Raw genomic sequence first — 15,668 nt, forward strand, 5'->3', positions numbered from 1 at the left:
GCGTCACTGGCCGCGGCTACCGCGGTAGTGGTGTCGCGGTGTCCCAGCTCCGTGGTCTCACGCTTGTGGGCCGTGTGCGGTCTGGTCCTCCGCAGCCGCGACGCGGGCCGGCTTCCTGCACCACCGGCTTCCAGGAACGCCGAAACCGGGCCGTCGCGGCAATGCGACGGCCCGGTGGCGTGGTGCGAGAAGTGGTGTCAGCCCTGCTCGTCGAACCGGCGTCGGAAGCGTTCTTCCATGCGGTCGGACAGGGTGTTGCTGCCGGCGGCCTTGGTGTTCTCCGGCGAGCGGGTCGCCGCACGACCACCGCCGGGCTGCCCGAAGACGAAGAGGCCGACGGATCCGACCATCACCAGGAACCCGACGACGCTGACGATCACGCCGAGCGCGAGCAGGGACTGGGAGGCGATCACGCCGACGACCAGCATCACCAACCCGAGGAGGAAGGCTAGTCCGGCCAGTATCGGTCGACGGCGTCGGAGCCGTGTCACGTTGACGCTGGTCGCGAACTTCGGGTCGTCCTGATAGAGGGCGCGTTCGATTTCATCGAGCATTCTCTGCTCGTGCTCGGAGAGCGGCATGGGAACTCCTCCGGCACCGGACCATTGCGGGAGCGGTCAGTGGGTGGGACGTCGATCGACGCCCTCCCATCAGGATACGAGTCGGAAGCTGCGGATTCCACCTGACCGGCAATTCTTCCGATTCTCACATCACGGCGACGTGCCGTTCCGGGGTCCGGGTGCTGTCCGGACGGCATGCCACGCGCAATTCAGACGTTCCCGGACCCATCTCGGGCCAACCACGTCCACCTACGGATGTTGCAAATTGCAGGACCGGTCGCCCCGATCTGCTGAGAGTGCAGTCGTGGATCCGGGCCGACTCCGCCGATCGGTGCCGTCGGCTCGGTCCTCGCTCCACGTGACTGTCCCCGGTTCACTCCTCGTGCTGCGGCAGCAGCGAGGCACGACGCACGGCCGCGGAGCCGAACCGCGCGCTCACCCGGTCCAGCACCCCTTCGGCCTCTCGCCAGCCGGGTTTCTCTGTCTCCTCGCCGAGGGTCAGCTGTTCGGTCGCCTCCCCCGCCGGGACCAGCCCCTCCAACCGGACCCCCACCAGCCGGATCTTCCGACCGATCAGATTGATCCGGTCGAGCAGGGCGAGCGCGGTCGCGTGCACGGTGCCGGACAGGTCGGTCGGTGCGGGCAGGGTGATCGACCGGCTGAGCGTGGTGAAGTCGGCGTACCGGACCTTGATCGCCACCGTGCGGCCGCGCATGCCCGCGGCCCGCGCCCGCCGGGCGGTCTTCTCGGCGAGCTCGAGCAGGGTGAGGTCGATCCGGCGACGGTCGCCGAGGTCGGTCTCGAAGGTGGTCTCGGCACCGATCGAGGCCTCGACGTGTTCGGTGGACACGGAGCGGTCGTCGAGTCCGTTGGCCAGGTCGTGCAGCTTCGCACCGATCGCCGGGCCGATGGCCCGCATGAGTGCGGCCCGGTCGGTGCGGGCGATCTCGCCGACGGTGGTGAACCCGAGGGATTCGAGCGAGGTGGCGGTCCGTGGGCCGACGCCCCACAACGCCCGCACCGGCAGCGGGTCGAGCAGCGGTCGCACGTCCGCCGGCGGCACGACGAGCAGCCCGTCCGGCTTGGCCAGCCCGGAGGCGAGCTTGGCCATGAACTTGCTCGCCGCCAGACCGACCGTCGCGGTCAGTCCGAGATCGTTCCGGATGCGTTCGCGGAGCCGGCGGGCGATGTGCACCGGCCGTCCCGCCGACCGGCGCGCCCCCGACACGTCCAGGAACGCCTCGTCCACGGAGAGCGGCTCGACCAGCGGGGTGACGTCACCGAAGATCGCCATCACCTGCTCGGACACCTCGCGGTAGCGGCGGTGGTCCGGCGGCACGATCTCCAGTCCGGGGCACAGCATCCGGGCGCGACCGGTCGGCATCCCGGACCGGATCCCGGACCGCCGGGCCTCGTAGGTCGCCGACAGCACCACCCCACGCGCCCCGACCCCGGCGACCATCATCGGGCGCCCGGCCAGCTCCGGGTGACGCAGTAGCTCGACCGAGGCGAAGAACGCGTCCATGTCGACGTGCAGCACCCCGCACGCCGAGTCGTCGACCGACTCCGGATCACGGGTGACGTACCGGCGGTGCTCCGCCCGGTGGGCCATCGAGGACGTCAGTCCGCGGGCCGGCGCCCGACGGCGTGCAGCTCAGGTGCGAGCTCCTTGAACACCGGGTGTGCGGCGAGCACGCGCTCGAGATCCGCAGTGGCGGAGTCGTCGGCCGGCCACTGCCGGGGTGCGGTGGTGCCGCCGGCGGCGAGCAGCCCGGCGACCGCACCGGATCCGGTCACCGACTCGACCACCAGCCCGGCCCCGGTGAGCAGGGCGCGCAACGACTCCTCGTCGAACCGGCGGCGCAGCGGATCCCCGGCCCCCCACCGTCCGTCGCTGTCCTGCAGGATCGCGGCGGCCTCGGCCGGACGGCCGGCCCGGGCCTGGGCGACCACCGCGGCACCCCGACCGGCGGTCAGCACGGAGAGCACCCCGCCTGGAACCAGCGCCTGGGCGACCGCACCGACGACCGCGGCGGGATCGTCGATCTCCTCGAGCAACTGATGGCAGAGCACCAGGTCCGCCGATCCGGGGGCGACGGTGCCGGCGACACCCTCGGCGTCGGCCTGCACGGCGACGACGGACTCCGCGACGCCCGCGTCGGCGGCCCGGCGCCGGAGGATCGCCAGGGCATCGATCGACGCATCGAGCACGGTGACCGTGCACCCGGCCAGGGCAAGCGGTACGGCGCGGGTGCCGCTGCCGCCGCCGACGTCGAGCACCCGGGCCCCGGACAGCCCGCCGAGCAGGTCACCGAGCGCGGCGGTGACCGGATCCACGGGGGCACCGATGCGGGTCATCCGGCCGTCTCCTTCTGCGCGTCACGATTTCGTCCCCGGGACCGCACCGAGCGGCCCGGCCACCCGCGTCCCCGGGCCCCGCCAGCGTATCGGTGCGTGCCGACGCGCCGCCGGGATCCCGGTGCGCCCGGCGCGGTGCCGGCCGTACACCTTCGACCGGTACGGTGACGCGGTGCTGGTCGCCTCTGTGCTCAGTCTGAAGGGCGGGGTCGGCAAGACCACCGTGACCCTCGGCCTCGTCTCCGCCGCGATCCATCGCGGGATGTCCACCGTGCTGGTCGACCTCGATCCGCAGACGAACTCGACGCTCACCGTCGACGTCCCGCCGGGCGGGACCGCCGCCGGCGGACCCGGTGTCGCCGGGGTGCTCGACGATCCGCGGCGCGGCGTGGTTGCCGACGCTCTGCGTCCCTCGCCCTGGTCCGACCTGCTGCGGGTACTGCCCGGCAGCGAGGACACCGAGCGGCACAACCATCCCGACCCCGGCGCCAAGAAACTCGCCCGGTTGCAGACCGCGCTCGAGAAGCTCGATCCGGCGCCGGAACTCGTCCTGATCGACTGCCCACCGTCGCTGGGCCAGCTGACCCGCAGCTCGCTCTGGGCCGCCGACCGGGCCGTGCTGGTCACCGAGCCGTCGCTGTACGCGGTGACCGGCGTGCAGCGGGCACTCGAGGCGGTACAGCAGGAACGGACCTCCCGCGGCCACCTGCAGCCGCTCGGCGTGGTGGTCAACCGGGTGCGACCACGGGTGTCGGAGCACGAGTTCCGGCTCGCGGAGCTGCGGGACCTGTTCGGACCGCTCATCCTCTCCCCGACGCTGCCCGACCGGACCGCCATCCAGCAGGCCGAGGGCGCCGGCACCCCGATCCACAAGTGGCCGTCGGCCGGGGCGAAGGAGGTCGCCGGCATGTTCGACCAACTACTCGACCGGCTGCTGCGTTCCGGCCGCACCGGCGCAGCCCGGTCCGGGTCGGGCCGGGGCGGATCGGGCCGGGGCGGATCGGGACGCGGGTCACGCTGACCTGCTGGCTGCCCGCCCCACCTTCTGCTCGATCAGCTCGACGAACTCCGCCGCCTGTCGCAGCATGTCATCGGCCTCGCGCGCCGAGATGAGCCGGGAGATCCCGGCCTCGGCCGCCTGCCGCTTCGCCGAACCGGCCGCGAAGAAGGCGGCCCACTCACCCAGCTCGGGAGCCAGTCGGGCCAACAGGTCCCAGGCGCTGGCCCGCCGACCGCGGCCGGGCTGCGCCCGGGTGGACAGCACCGCCGCGGCCGCCCGGAGAGCAGCGAGGTGTGCCGCGGCGTAGCGCTCCGCGACGTCCTGCGCGGCGACGGCGCGGCCGAGCCCGCGTCCCGCGTCGGCCAGCAGATCCCGGGTGGCCTGGGGCACCGGTCCGGACATGACTCCTCCACCTTCCGCAAGTGATGCACCGATCGGCCCGGCACCCGCCGGCACCGCACGAAGTCCATCGGCGCCCGTCCGGCCGGACCGCCCGCGCCGGGGTGTGGTCACGCCGCCGGCCCGTGGCGCCGGGCGCGCCCGCGACGGGCCCCGGCGCGGGCGACCGGCGGTCCGGCCGCCCGGCGGACCCGGCGGTGCCGTGGGCACGGTCGGGGTCGGTCCCGCGGCACCGGCCGGGTCCGGGGTGCTGTCCGCCTCGACCCGGAAGAGCGCGGTGGCCGCAGCGGACGGGCCGACCGGGTCGGCGGACTGCGCGCGGCCGGGCATCGATCGGTCACCCCGCCCACGGACACCGACCGGCACGGCCACCAGGGACCGGTCGAACAGCGCGATGGTGCTCATGCCGTCCTCCTCCCGGTCGCCCCGGTGCCCACCCGTACCGAAGGATCGATCGCCCGCCCGACTGCCTGCTGTGTCATCGCCCTCTCCCCACTGCGCCGTCCGGCCGCTCCTGGACCGGTCGTTTTCGAACACCTGACCACTTCGAACCTCTGTTCGATCACAGTAGCGTGGACCACCGACAATCGCACCCACCAGTGCGGATCGGGTCGATCGGGCCGGGCCCGGACCGGGCACCCGCGACGCACGTCGCACGGGAACGGCATTCCGTGGTGGGATGGGTGGATGCGGTTACGCCAGCCTTCAGCCCGTCCCGGGACGGCCGGGTGACGGCCGTGCCGGTCCCCGTGGTGGACCTCTGCCCGGAGGACTTCCGGCGCCGGCTGCCCGAACTCGTGGCCCTGTACGCAGCGGCGATGCGGTACCCGGAAGGCATCGTCGAGGGTCGGGTCCCGCTGTGGGACGACCACAGCCGGCGGGCCGGGTTCGCCTGCCGGATCGCACTGGATCCCGACGGGCGGATCAGCGGACTCGCCTACGGCTACACCGGCCGGCCCGGCCAGTGGTGGTACTCGGAGGTCAGCCGCGGACTGGGACCCCATGCCGCGGCCTGGATGTCGGACTTCTTCGAGCTCACCGAACTGCACGTCCGGCCCGACCGGCAGGGCGCCGGCCTGGGCCAGGCACTGCTCACCGACCTGTTGAGCGACCGGCGCGAGCGCACCGTGCTGCTGTCGACACCGGAGGGCACCAACCGCGCCTGGCGGCTCTACCGCCGGATGGACTTCGTCGACGTGCTGCGCGACTACCGGTTCACCGGGGACCCGCGTCCGTTCGGCGTGCTCGGCCGGCCACTACCGCTTCCGCCGGCCCAACCCGCCTGAGCCGGGGCGAGTCCCGGAAGTGCCGGTCCCGGGACGGAGGCACTTCATCGGCCCGCCGGTCCCCGCCGTCCCGGACCGGTCAGATCCGGGCGAGCAGCTTCTCCAACGGCGCGAGGCCCATCCCGCCGAGCGCGAGGGCCTCGGTGTGGAAGTGCTTGAGGTCGAACGCGGCACCGTGCCGCCGCTCCGCATCGGCCCGCCCGGCGCGCCACACCCGCTCGCCGACCTTGTACGCGGGTGCCTGGCCCGGCCAGCCCAGGTAGCGGTCGATCTCGTCGCGGGCGTAGCCCGGCTCGGTCAGCGTGCGGGTCAGCAGGAACTCCAGGCCCAGTTCCGGGGTCCACCGCTCCCCCTCGTGGAAGCCGGTGCCGGCCGGGATCTCCAGCTCCAGGTGCATGCCGATGTCGATGACCACCCGCGCGGACCGGAACAGCTGAGAGTCCAGCAGCCCCAACAGGTCTCCGTCGTCGTCCAGGTAGCCGAGCTCGCGCACGAGCCGCTCCGCGTACAGCGCCCAGCCCTCGGCGTGCCCGGAGGTCATGGCGAACAACCGCTGGAAGTCGTTGAGCCGGTCCCGGCGGACCACCGCGGTCGCGATCTGCAGGTGATGCCCGGGCACGCCCTCGTGGTAGACGGTGGTGGTCTCCCGCCAGGTGCCGAAGGTGTCCTTGCCCGGCTCGACCGACCACCACATGGTGCCCGGACGGGTCAGGTCGTCACTCGGCCCGGTGTAGTAGGCCCCGGACACGCCACCGGACGGTGCGATGCGGCAGGCGAGTTCCCGGATGGGCGCGTCGATCTCGAAGTGTGAGCGGCCCAGTTCGGCGACAGCCCGGTCGGACATGTCCTGCATCCAGGCCTGCAGGTTGTCGACGCCGTGCAGCAGGTAGCGCTCGTCCCGGTCCAGCTGCGCGGCGGCGCCGGCCGGTCCGGCGCCGGGCGCGATACGCTCGGCGACCTCGTGCATCTCGCGTTCGACGGACAGGAACTCCTCCCACCCCCAGGCGTAGGTCTCGGCGAGATCGACGGCGGCACCGAGGAAGTCGCGGGACTGGACGGCGTACCGGACCTCCCCCACCGCATCCCGGGCAGGCGCGAGCGGCGCCAGCTCACGGGTCAGGAACTCGCCGAGCTCGCCGTAGGCCGCATCGGCCCGCGCGGCGGCGTCGGACAGAGCCCGGGTGAGCGCCGGGTTCCCGGCGTCGATCCCGGTGGCCAGGTCCGCGAAATAACCGGTGGCACCGTCCTTGTCGATCCCGGCGTAGGCGGCACACTGCTCCGCGCACTTGACCACCTGGCGCAGCGCCGACACCTTGCCGGACGCCGCAGCGGCGAGCAACGAGCTGCGGTAGCCGTCCAACGCGGCGGGCACGGCGGCGATCCTGGCCGCCAGCTGCTCCTGCTGCTCCGGGGTGTCCTTGCCGACCAGGTCGAACACCATCCGGACGTCCTGCAGCGGGGAGGCGATGACGTTCAGCGCGGCGGTGGCCCAACCGGACCCGTACTCCTCGATCCGCGCGTCCAGCCGCTCCAGCACCACCTCGCGGGCGACGTCGTCGGAGACCCCGGTGGACTCCGCGGCGACCAGACCGGCCCGGGCCCGGACCGCCACGTCGTTCCGCTCGGCCAGGCCGTCCGGCGAGAGGTCGTCGAGCTCGGTCTCGCCGCCCGGGATGCCCAGGTAGGCGGCGGTCATCGGGCTCAGCGCCGCGAGGTCGGTGACCACCGCGTTCGACAGTGCGGTGATGGGGCTGAGACCGACCGGTGCGCTCGTCATCCGGGGAACGCTACCGCCCGGCCGGCGGCCGTCCGCACCGCATGGCGCCGCAGCGGCGGGCGGACCACGTCGACGGGCGGACCGGCGCCGGTCCCGGCGGCGCCGATACGTGCAGGTCTGCGACCGGTCAGCGCCCGGTCTCGTCCCGGCGCACCTTCCGCCGGGCCAGTGCGTCGACGATCCGGTGGACCAGTCTCATGATCGCGCCCATGGGTGCTCCGTCCTCGAGGTGCGCACCGGCGGTGCGCTGCCACCAGCGTGCCAGGTCCGGCCCGCCTTGTGCCGGACGACGCCGGCGGAGCCACCTGGGCCCGCCGTCGACCGGGTGACCGCGGGCAACGGTCGACGTCATCGGGCGGACCGAGAACCATCCGGATCCGGGTCAGCGACGCTCGACCACGGCGTTGCGCGACGCGGTGGCCAGCTCGGCGAGCACCTCGCGGACGGTGTCCAGGGAGTTGTTGACCTCGGCGACCGGGTCGGGACCGGCACCGTGGTAGGTGCTGTCTGCGCTGGTCGCCGAGAGCTCCAACAACTTCGCGAACACCTCCCCCACCCCGTCGACCGCGGTGGTGATGGAACCGAGCAGCTCCTGCCGGCGCCGGGTCATCCGCCCGACCGGGCCGTCCAGCCGCTTCGCCGAGCCCATCCCACCGGCGATCCGGCCGGCCCGGCCCAGCGCCTCGTCGAGCGCGTCGACCGAGGAAGCGGCAGTGCGGGTGGTGTGCAGGGCGGCGTCGGTGGCCTCCAGCGCGTCCTGCGCCGGGCCGCCGACGACCGGCGCCGGGTCGTCGCGGACCAGACCTGCCAGTTCGTGCCGGTACTGCTCGAGCCGTTCGATCTGCCGGAACTGTGGGGTGCCGCGGCGCAGCGGACGATCCGGGCGCTCGGCGGCGGCCGGACCGCGATCGCCGTCGTACGGCGCCGCCGCCATGGCGCCGACCGCGGCCGCCACCCCGAGCATGCCGACACCGACCCCGGCGATCCCGAACACCGGCAGGCCCACCGCCCAGGCCGAGCCCGCGCCGACCGCGGTCACCAGCAGGCTCCACGGATCGCGCAGCACCCGACCCGCTCGGCGCCACCGGGACTCGGCCATGGTTGCTCGGTCTCCTGGTTCGGACGGCATCGACGGGGACGGCACCGGACCCGGCACCGCAGGTGTCAGAAGTTGGAGAGCACCGCGCTGAAGACCGACGAGATGCTCTCCGGGTTGCGTGCATCGTAGGCAGCCGCCCGGCTCGCCTCCGAGATCTGCTTCAGGGTGTCCAGATCGGCACCCTCGCCATAGGCGATGGAGAACACCCGGACGCCGTTCTCCAGGGAGGCATCGGACAGCTCGGAGACCAGCGAGCCGAGGTCGGTGTCCTCCGGGTACTCGTTCTTCCCGTCGGTCATCACCACCACCGCGTTGATCACCTCGTCGTCCGCGGTGGAGTCCATGTACTGGGTGGCGGCCCGGACCACGGCGTACAACGGCGTGCCCTTCAGCGGGCCGAGCGCCTCGATCTTGTCGACCAGCTGCGCCTTGTCCTGGGCGAGCGGCGCGATCGGCACCAGTTCGTCGTAGATGCCGCTCTCGGTGGGCAGGTTGGTGGAGAAGGACCAGAGGCCGATCTCGTCGGTGCCGGCCAGCTGCTCCAGCCCGTCCACCGCCGCCTGCTGGGCCAGTTCGAGCCGGGTGAAGCCGCTGCTGCCGGCCGGGGTGCTCATCGAGCCGGACACGTCCATCACCAGCAGCACCCGGGCCTGCTTGCGCAGCTCCGACCAGAGGTCACGGACCTGGACCAGCACGGCCGGTCCGGGGGCGTCCAGCGCGATGGTGACGCCGTCGGCCCGGACCGCGTCGCTGGCGTTGATCGGGTCGCCGGCCTTGCGGTCGTAGGTACGGAACCCGGCGTCGGTGAACACCTTCTGCTGGGCCGGCTCGCGCAGGTACGACAGGAAGTCGGCAGCGCCGGCCTTCTTCCCCGCGTCCGCCCACGGTGCGTCCAGGATGACGTAGGGGCTGTCGCTGTAGAGCGTGCCCTCCTTCGGGTAGATCGCCACCAGCGGCACCTTCGGCGGTTCGTGCTGTCCGAGGGTGGCCGGGTCGCCGCTGGGGTTGCCGGCGTTGTAGTCCAGCACCGACTTCTCCTCCACCGCGACGGCGGACAGGTAGCTCATCGCGGCGCCCGCGTCGTCGGCGCGCTGCAGGTTCGTCAGGTAGGTCAGGGTGGTGTCGCCGTAGTGCACCACCGACCGTTCGACGGTGCGGGCGTACTCGCGGGTCTTCTCGTCGGCCAGGTCGGCGGCGGTGAGATCGGAGGAGGTGCCGGTCGCGGCGACGAAGGTGCCGATGGTGGCGGCCAGTCCGGACGTGGACACGGTCGGGTTGGTCTTCCCGAGGGTGAACTTCCCCCACTCGCTGTGGCCCTTCCCGGCCCAGCCCTCCGGGTCCTCCACCAGGCCGAGCACGTCGGACCAGCCGAGCTGCGCGTCCGGCCAGTCGAGCGCCTCGGCCATCGGCCGCGGCATGGCCAGCACCAGCGGGGTCGAGGTCACCGACTCGACGGTCGTCGGGACCATGTCGGGCTTGTCGTTGGCCGTCAGGTCGCTGCGCAGCAGGCTGACCCAGGTGGACGCGGCCGGGGTCCAGACGTCGGGCGCCGGGCCGTCGGCGTCAGGGTCCCAGCCCGCGGCGAGGCGTTGCTGGGCGAGCCCGGACGCCACCGAGCGGACGGCCACGTCGTAGCAGGCTCCGTTCACAGTCCGGCCGGACTCGCTGTAGCTGCGGGCGATACCGGCCATCAGCGCGGCCTTCTCGCTCGATGCCGCCACCTGGACCGTGGTGCAGCCGGGTCGGCTCACCGGCCCGGTGGTGGCGGTACCCGGATCGGCGGGGTCGGCACTGTCCGAGGAGCCGCCGGCGACCAGCCGGATGACCACGATCAGCACGACGCCGACCACCGCCGCGGCGATGATCGGGACCGGGTTCCGCTTGCGCGCCACGTCCGCTGTGCTCCTCATCTGTCAGGCGCGGGTTACGCCGCCTTGCGCCGATTGCGACAGTATCCACCGGTTGGCGAGGAAGATTGCTGCTCGAGACTAGCAGATTGCGGACCAAGCTCTTAGGCGGGCCATCTCAATTGGGGTTTCGAAAGTCCATTCGACCTTCAATCATGACCGGCGAAAAGATCCGATCAAGTATTTCGCGACCGTCCACCTTCGCTGGATCTTCCCCTGGCAAGAAGACCATGTCTGCGGTGTTGACGATTGACCGCGCACCCAGGATGGAGAAGGATCCCCCATTAACGCGCGCCGGCTGACTAAGCATCGTATTCATGGGCTGAGAGCCTTTGAAGTCTCGATACATCATCGACACCTCGTATGTGGCCCAATCTCGCGCGGAGGGCTCATCCAGCCAAAGAGCCAGTCCCATACTCGGCACCGCCGTTCGCGGGAGCGACGAGATAATCGCATCATCACTAACGGTCTTCCCCAACTCCGAATTCGCTACGCGCTTTAGAACTTCAAGCATGCTATCGCGCATCCGAATAGGATCAGTGGAATCGATCCTCAAAGAGCGCTGCAAATGGAGTCGCTGTTGCCGAGTAAGCGCCACACCTACTGACTCAACAAGGAAATCCGCCCGATCAAGTTCCTGGCGATGAATCTCAAAATTCCACGCGTACCGCGGCCTGGTTGCTTGGTATCGACCTTGCGGAGTCGCGCTGTTCGTGATCAGTACTCGCTGAGGTTCCCCAGACGCTTGGAACCCAACCGCCGTGAATGCGCACGGGAGTAACCAGCCCAATTCCTCGCAGACCTCTTCCAGTCCAACGCGGAGTTCTTCCCAAAACTGTTCCGGCTCTACGCCACTGAGCCGTTGAACCACCCAATCTTCGATTCTGATTCGATCCGAACCCACCCTGACCGGCCCAGAGTACCCAGCAACATGCGTACCATTGAGTACGAAAGTTTTGGTCTCGTCATCATTGAAGTCGATGATCTCGCCATTGACGGGATTGAACGAAGTTCGGCGTCGATCGGAAAGGACCGATGCGAAACTTGGGGTCAACACCGAAACGATGAGTGTCATGGCCATTGCCTGTCGATCGAAACAGCAAGAGCGTGGGCCCTCAACCGGGCCGCCGTCCGTGAGGACGACGGCCCGGTGGGGACGTTCGGGATCAGCTGCAGCCGGAGGTGGAGCCGCAGCCCTCGCAGACGTAGCAGGCACCGGAGGGGCGCATCTTGGTGCCACAGGTGAAGCAGAGCGGGGCGTCGGCCGACTTGCCGATGACGAGCTCGAGCAACTCGGTGGAGCTGCCGGCCTTGCCGGCCGGAGCGACCGTCACCGCAACAGTCTCGACCGCGGCGGGCTCGGCGCCGGCGGCGTTGGCCTTGACCTCGGCGGCCGGGGTGACCTGCGGGGTGGCGTCCACCGAGGTGCGCAGGGTCTCGGCCACGTCGCTGCCGTAGTTCGCCGACACCTGCGCCGTCCGCTCCTCGGCGGAGAAGATGCCCAGCTCGGCGCGCTTGTCCACCGGCAGGTAGTCGAGCGCGACGCGGCGGAACAGGTAGTCCATCACCGAGGTGGCGATCCGCACGTCCGGGTCGTCCGTCATGCCGGCCGGCTCGAAGCGCAGGTTGGTGAACTTGGCGACGTAGGACTCGAGCGGGATGCCGTACTGCAGACCCACGGACACCGCGATCGAGAAGGCGTCCATCACGCCGGCCAGGGTGGAGCCCTGCTTGCCCAGCTTGATGAAGACCTCACCGAGGCCACCGTCCGGGTAGGAGCCGGTGGTCAGGTAGCCCTCGGCGCCGCCCACGGTGAACGAGACCGTCTGCGACGGGCGCTTCTTCGGCAGCCGCCGGCGGACCGGACCGGCCTCGACCGGCAGAGTCACAGCAGCGGCTGCGGTGTCGGCCTTCGCCTCGGACTTGTCGTTCTTCGCCGCGGACAGCGGCTGGCCGACCTTGCAGTTGTCGCGGTAGATGGCCAGCGCCTTCAGGCCCATCTTCCAGCCCTGGGTGTAGATCTCGGCGACGTCGGCGACCGTGGCGGCCTCCGGCATGTTGACCGTCTTGGAGATCGCGCCGGAGATGAACGGCTGGACGGCCGCCATCATCCGCACGTGGCCCATCGGCGCGATGGACCGCTCGCCCATGGCGCAGTCGAAGACCTCGTAGTGCTCGCGCTTCAGGCCGGGGGCGTCGACGACGTGACCGTGCGAGCCGATGAACTCGACGATCGCCTCGATCTGCTCCTGCTGGTAGCCCAGCGCGGCCAGCGCCCGCGGCACGGTCTGGTTGACGATCTGCATGGAGCCGCCGCCGACCAGCTTCTTGAACTTCACCAGGGCGAGATCGGGCTCCACGCCGGTGGTGTCGCAGTCCATCATCAGGCCGATGGTGCCGGTCGGCGCCAGCACGGACGCCTGCGCATTGCGGTAGCCGTTCTTCTCGCCGGTGGCGATCGTGTCGGCCCAGACCGAGGTGGCCAGCTTCAGGATGGCGGCGTCGTCGGTGCCGATGGTGCGCACCGAGTCGTTGGCCGCGGCGTGCTTGCGGATGACCCGCTTGTGGGCATCGGCGTTCCGGGCGTAGCCGTCGTACTGGCCGACCACGCCGGCCAGCTCGGCCGAGCGGCGGTAGGCGGTGGCCTGCATCAGCGAGGTGATCGCCGCGGCCAGCGAGCGGCCGCCGTCCGAGTCGTAGGCGTGCCCGGTGGCCATCAGCAGCGCGCCGAGGTTCGCGTAGCCGATGCCCAGCTGGCGGAAGGCGCGGGTCGTCTCGGCGATCGGCTCCGTCGGGAAGTCGGCGAAGGTGATCGAGATGTCCATCGCGGTGATGACGAACTCGACGGCCTTGCTGAACGAGGTCGCGTCGAACCGGCCGTCGGCCGAGAGGAACTTCAGCAGGTTCAGCGACGCCAGGTTGCAGGACGAGTTGTCCAGGTGCATGTATTCGCTGCACGGGTTCGAGGCGTTGATGCGGCCCGACTCCGGGCAGGTGTGCCAGTCGTTGATGATGTCGTCGTACTGGATGCCCGGGTCGGCGCACTCCCAGGCGGCGGCGGTGATCTTGTCGAAAAGGGTGCGGGCGTCGAGGGTCTCGATCACCTCACCGGTCTGCCGGCCGCGCAGGCCGAACTCCTTGCCCTGCTCGACGGCCCGCATGAACTCGTCCGAGACACGGACCGAGTTGTTCGCGTTCTGGTACTGCACGGAGACGATGTCGTCGCCGCCGAGGTCCATGTCGAAGCCGGCGTCGCGCAGCGCGCGGATCTTGTGCTCCTCCTTGGCCTTGGTCTCGACGAACTCGACGATGTCCGGGTGGTCGACGTCCAGCACGACCATCTTCGCGGCGCGGCGGGTGGCGCCGCCCGACTTGATGGTGCCGGCGGAGGCGTCGGCGCCGCGCATGAAGGACACCGGGCCGGAGGCGGTGCCGCCGGAGGACAGCAGCTCCTTGCTGGAGCGGATACGGGACAGGTTCAGCCCCGCGCCGGAGCCGCCCTTGAAGATCAGGCCCTCCTCGCGGTACCAGTTCAGGATCGAGTCCATGGTGTCGTCGACGGCGAGGATGAAGCACGCCGAGACCTGCTGCGGGGACTGGGTTCCCACGTTGAACCAGACCGGCGAGTTGAAGGCGAACACCTGATGCAGCAGCATCCAGGTCAGCTCGTGGCTGAAGATCTCGGTGTCCTCGTCGGTGGCGAAGTAGCCGTTCTCCACACCGGCGGCGGTGTAGGTGTTCACCACCCGGTCGATGATCTGCCGCAGGCTCGACTCACGCTGCGGGGTACCGACGGCACCGCGGAAGTACTTGCTGGTGACGATGTTCGTCGCGTTGATCGACCAGGACTCGGGGAACTCCACGCCGCGCTGCTCGAAGTTGATCGAGCCGTCGCGCCAATTGGTCATGACGACATCCCGGCGCTCCCAGGTGACCTCGTCGTACGGGTGCACGCCGGCGGTCGTGTAGAGCCGCTCCAGCCGCAGTCCCGCGGCGGCGGTGCGGCTGCGACGCGACTTGCTCGAACCTGAGGTGCCGAGTGTCTCGGTCATGGGCGGGGTTCCCTTCCCTGGCTGCCGGAGCCGTGGCGACTCCGGATGTTCCGGTGCTGACTGGTGGTGCTCGTGCTGATCGGGGCTGTCGATCAGGTGCTTCTGTTGACGTGCTGACGTTCACGTGGTGCTGACTGCTGCCGGTGCCCGGAGTTCCTGGGCCCCTCGGACTGCCGGTTCCCACCCTGCGGAGCGAGGTGGATGGCTGTCTCTGCCCACCCGTGACGGCCGGCCGATGCGTGGAGGCCCTGCCTCCGGGCCGGCGAACCGACCCACGGGCGCCGATGCCCTGTCGTCCTGCGGATCTCCCCGCCCGACGACACCTGCACGCCCTGGTGGGCGTCGGTCGCTCAGCCGGCGGGTAGACCCGGTGGTGAGCCGGACGCCGGATGGTCGGCGCGGAGCTTCTCGATCTCGGCGGCGAAGTCGTCCGCCGACTCGAACGACATGTAGACGGACGCGAACCGCAGGTAGGCGACCTCGTCCAGGCTGCGCAGCGGACCGAGGATCGCCAGACCGATCTCCTGACTGGGGACCTCGGCGGCGCCGGTGGCCCGGATCGCCTCCTCGACCTGCTGGGCGAGCAGGGCGAGGGCGTCCTCGTCGACCGGGCGGCCCTGGCAGGCGCGGCGCACGCCGACCATCACCTTGGCCCGGCTGAACGGCTCGGTGACACCGCTCCGCTTGACCACGGCGAGGATGGCCTCCTCCACGGTGGTGAACCGGCGCGAGCACTCGGGGCACGAGCGACGGCGACGGATCGTCTGCCCGTCGTCCACCTCACGGGAGTCGATGACCCTCGAGTCGGCATGACGGCAGAACGGGCACCTCATCGATCGGTCACCTCCCCCTCGCTCGGAACTGCACTCAGATCAACACCGGTCCCGGCCTCGCCGGACCGCGACCACCGGACACGATCACCTGGCATTCCCGTCACTGGCGACGAGACCGTCCATCGGTGTCCACATCCGTACCCACTCCATCCACAACGCCGTACACACCTCGCGACTTCCGGCTGCGGTCCACATCCGAATGTGGACCGCGAGTGGAAGGGCCGCTGATCCTGTGGACAACCACTGGATCGAGGTGCACAACCTGTTGATGGCTTACATCCGTGTAACTACTAGATGTTGGGGTTGACGGTAGATCGCCACCGACGCGGATGCAACCTTCGGCGCGCCGTACGGCGCGTCGCGGCAACAAGCACTCCCCCGTGCGAACACGCCGCGA

13 protein-coding genes are annotated in these 15,668 nt (G+C 70.6%); 2 read left to right on the forward strand and 11 right to left on the reverse strand.

Annotated elements, in window-relative coordinates:
* Positions 1-197: 197 nt before the first annotated feature.
* The 3 genes from GIS00_RS21525 to GIS00_RS21535 form a co-directional block, all read right to left on the reverse strand.
* Positions 198-581: a DUF3040 domain-containing protein gene (locus GIS00_RS21525; protein WP_154770481.1), complete on the reverse strand. Its 384-nt coding sequence runs from the start codon at positions 579-581 to the stop codon at positions 198-200.
* A gap of 352 nt (positions 582-933) precedes the next feature.
* Positions 934-2,172, reverse strand: a complete 1,239-nt coding sequence (dinB, locus tag GIS00_RS21530; RefSeq protein ID WP_154770482.1) for a DNA polymerase IV — start codon at positions 2,170-2,172, stop codon at positions 934-936.
* An 8-nt stretch (positions 2,173-2,180) separates the two neighbouring features.
* A complete protein-coding gene (locus tag GIS00_RS21535) occupies positions 2,181-2,918 on the reverse strand; it encodes a class I SAM-dependent methyltransferase (RefSeq protein WP_154770483.1) in 738 nt (245 codons plus the stop codon).
* A 172-nt stretch (positions 2,919-3,090) separates the two neighbouring features.
* Here GIS00_RS21535 and GIS00_RS21540 point away from each other — a divergent pair, with 172 nt between their 5' ends.
* On the forward strand, positions 3,091-3,939 hold the full coding sequence (locus GIS00_RS21540) for a ParA family protein (protein ID WP_322098271.1): 849 nt from the start codon (positions 3,091-3,093) through the stop codon (positions 3,937-3,939).
* Here GIS00_RS21540 and GIS00_RS27990 read toward each other — a convergent pair.
* A complete protein-coding gene (locus tag GIS00_RS27990; protein WP_230313922.1) occupies positions 3,931-4,722 on the reverse strand; it encodes an SAV_6107 family HEPN domain-containing protein in 792 nt (263 codons plus the stop codon). The two genes, GIS00_RS21540 and GIS00_RS27990, sit on opposite strands and share 9 nt — an antisense overlap.
* A 323-nt stretch (positions 4,723-5,045) precedes the next feature.
* On the opposite strand from GIS00_RS27990, the gene GIS00_RS21550 reads away from it, so the two are divergent.
* Positions 5,046-5,603 (forward strand): GNAT family N-acetyltransferase, encoded by a 558-nt coding sequence (locus GIS00_RS21550; protein WP_322098272.1) that lies wholly within the window; start codon positions 5,046-5,048, stop codon positions 5,601-5,603.
* A gap of 79 nt (positions 5,604-5,682) precedes the next feature.
* Here GIS00_RS21550 and GIS00_RS21555 read toward each other — a convergent pair whose 3' ends face one another.
* From GIS00_RS21555 to nrdR, 7 genes are all read right to left on the reverse strand, one after another.
* Complete coding sequence (locus GIS00_RS21555) at positions 5,683-7,380, reverse strand: DUF885 domain-containing protein (RefSeq protein ID WP_154770485.1); 1,698 nt, start codon at positions 7,378-7,380, stop codon at positions 5,683-5,685.
* 127 nt (positions 7,381-7,507) lie between these two features.
* Positions 7,508-7,732: a hypothetical protein gene (locus tag GIS00_RS21560; protein ID WP_154770486.1), complete on the reverse strand. Its 225-nt coding sequence runs from the start codon at positions 7,730-7,732 to the stop codon at positions 7,508-7,510.
* 30 nt (positions 7,733-7,762) lie between these two features.
* On the reverse strand, positions 7,763-8,479 hold the full coding sequence (locus GIS00_RS21565; RefSeq protein ID WP_154770487.1) for a hypothetical protein: 717 nt from the start codon (positions 8,477-8,479) through the stop codon (positions 7,763-7,765).
* Positions 8,480-8,544: 65 nt separating this feature from the next.
* Positions 8,545-10,371: a substrate-binding and vWA domain-containing protein gene (locus GIS00_RS21570; RefSeq protein ID WP_322098273.1), complete on the reverse strand. Its 1,827-nt coding sequence runs from the start codon at positions 10,369-10,371 to the stop codon at positions 8,545-8,547.
* A 133-nt stretch (positions 10,372-10,504) separates the two neighbouring features.
* Positions 10,505-11,461: a hypothetical protein gene (locus GIS00_RS21575; RefSeq protein ID WP_154770489.1), complete on the reverse strand. Its 957-nt coding sequence runs from the start codon at positions 11,459-11,461 to the stop codon at positions 10,505-10,507.
* Between the two features lie 91 nt (positions 11,462-11,552).
* Positions 11,553-14,438, reverse strand: a complete 2,886-nt coding sequence (locus GIS00_RS21580) for a vitamin B12-dependent ribonucleotide reductase (protein WP_154770490.1) — start codon at positions 14,436-14,438, stop codon at positions 11,553-11,555.
* 350 nt (positions 14,439-14,788) lie between these two features.
* Positions 14,789-15,271, reverse strand: coding sequence for a transcriptional regulator NrdR (gene nrdR, locus GIS00_RS21585; RefSeq protein ID WP_154770491.1), 483 nt, complete (start codon positions 15,269-15,271; stop codon positions 14,789-14,791).
* Positions 15,272-15,668 lie beyond the last annotated feature (397 nt).

The sequence above is a fragment of the Nakamurella alba genome, from assembly GCF_009707545.1.
GTDB lineage: Bacteria > Actinomycetota > Actinomycetes > Mycobacteriales > Nakamurellaceae > Nakamurella > Nakamurella alba.

Bases quoted from the DNA above. Each gene is read 5' to 3' on its own strand.
- nrdR (WP_154770491.1), bottom strand. From the start codon at position 15,271: ATGAGGTGCCCGTTCTGCCGTCATGCCGACTCGAGGGTCATCGACTCC.
- GIS00_RS27990 (WP_230313922.1), bottom strand. From the start codon at position 4,722: ATGAGCACCATCGCGCTGTTCGACCGGTCCCTGGTGGCCGTGCCGGTC.
- GIS00_RS21575 (WP_154770489.1), bottom strand. From the start codon at position 11,461: ATGACACTCATCGTTTCGGTGTTGACCCCAAGTTTCGCATCGGTCCTT.
- GIS00_RS21580 (WP_154770490.1), bottom strand. From the start codon at position 14,438: ATGACCGAGACACTCGGCACCTCAGGTTCGAGCAAGTCGCGTCGCAGC.
- dinB (WP_154770482.1), bottom strand. From the start codon at position 2,172: ATGGCCCACCGGGCGGAGCACCGCCGGTACGTCACCCGTGATCCGGAG.
- GIS00_RS21535 (WP_154770483.1), bottom strand. From the start codon at position 2,918: ATGACCCGCATCGGTGCCCCCGTGGATCCGGTCACCGCCGCGCTCGGT.
- GIS00_RS21555 (WP_154770485.1), bottom strand. From the start codon at position 7,380: ATGACGAGCGCACCGGTCGGTCTCAGCCCCATCACCGCACTGTCGAAC.
- GIS00_RS21525 (WP_154770481.1), bottom strand. From the start codon at position 581: ATGCCGCTCTCCGAGCACGAGCAGAGAATGCTCGATGAAATCGAACGC.
- GIS00_RS21565 (WP_154770487.1), bottom strand. From the start codon at position 8,479: ATGGCCGAGTCCCGGTGGCGCCGAGCGGGTCGGGTGCTGCGCGATCCG.
- GIS00_RS21560 (WP_154770486.1), bottom strand. From the start codon at position 7,732: ATGACGTCGACCGTTGCCCGCGGTCACCCGGTCGACGGCGGGCCCAGG.